The organism is Eubacterium sp. BIOML-A2 (assembly GCF_009680135.1).
Taxonomy (GTDB): domain Bacteria; phylum Bacillota; class Clostridia; order Lachnospirales; family Lachnospiraceae; genus Faecalicatena; species Faecalicatena contortus_B.
In genome coordinates this window covers 1-1,053 of the sequence record NZ_WKZK01000129.1, presented here as the reverse complement: position 1 = coordinate 1,053, position 1,053 = coordinate 1, and the positions used below count along the sequence as shown (strand labels likewise).

Below are 1,053 nucleotides of genomic sequence, written 5' to 3'. Positions count from 1 at the left end.
TTGGTTGCAAGCCATAAATACTTTATCACAAAGTGGTGTCCTCTTTTCATTTAATCCGAATAAAATTTTACGCTAGCACATATTTTCGGCAGAATTTACAGAAAAATCAGAAAACCCGCAATGTCGGAATATAACATTGCGGGTTCTATCATTCATATCACTCTCGTCTTTACTTCGCGCCAATCGGCTGCACACGACGAATCAGCTTAAATGCACCGATACGCTCCAAGGCTTTCGTAATCGTATAGAAAATAATGGAATCAATCGGCCACATAATTAAATTTTTCAATGCTCTAGCAGGGAGCAATACTAAAAATCCCTGTCCATAAAGCACAGACAGACAAAGTGTATTCAATATCACATTACAGATGAGCATAACGATGAACTTCGTAACGAGTACTCTTGGCAACGTAATGTTTTTCTTGTAATACATAACACCATACAAGACACCAGCAAGTATGGTTACCAGTGTAAGTGGCAGGAAAAATGCACCTGTCGGCTTAATGATGTACTTAAGCACGTCCAATGTGCCAGCAAAAATACCGCCCACGGTCGGTCCAAGCAGATATGCCACTAACCCATTTGGGATAGAGGAAAATCCGATTCGGATAAAATTGCCGATCTCAATGGAGAACATTCCAAGGATGATCGCAATGGCGGCAAACATTGCCATAAGTGTGATGGTTCTTACAGACTTTAATTCTTTGTAAGAATCGGTGAACAAAGCAGCGAATTTTCTCATAAAAAAATTACCTCCTTTGCAGACCTCATCATACTACAACTGGAGATAATATTCCTATCTTCGGATGCAGCGGGATGCGACTCATGTACCGCAAGATATTCTTTTCGTCCGTCTGACAACTCCCTGTTCAGTCGGCACTTAACGCACATGGATCTACTCTGCGAAATTATGTATTTTTGTAACGGCATTAGTATAACACATATTCCGAAGAATACAAGCTTTTTTTATAATGGCGATTGCGTAAATTTACCTTCGGAAATAATGGTGTAGAGTTCACCCATGATGTACTGATAAAGTATCAGACAATGACT

The 1,053-nt window shown here is 39.8% G+C and carries 1 protein-coding gene and 1 riboswitch; the gene reads right to left on the bottom strand.

Translation table 11 applies throughout. From position 1 onward, the window contains the following. Nucleotides 1-169: 169 nt before the first annotated feature. On the bottom strand, nucleotides 170-742 hold the full coding sequence (locus tag GKG43_RS22805; protein WP_129880169.1) for a folate family ECF transporter S component: 573 nt from the start codon (nucleotides 740-742) through the stop codon (nucleotides 170-172). A 65-nt stretch (nucleotides 743-807) separates the two neighbouring features. Beyond that, a riboswitch (THF riboswitch) is annotated at nucleotides 808-905 on the bottom strand. Nucleotides 906-1,053: the final 148 nt, after the last annotated feature.

Bases quoted from the DNA above. Each gene is read 5' to 3' on its own strand.
- GKG43_RS22805 (WP_129880169.1), bottom strand. From the start codon at position 742: ATGAGAAAATTCGCTGCTTTGTTCACCGATTCTTACAAAGAATTAAAG.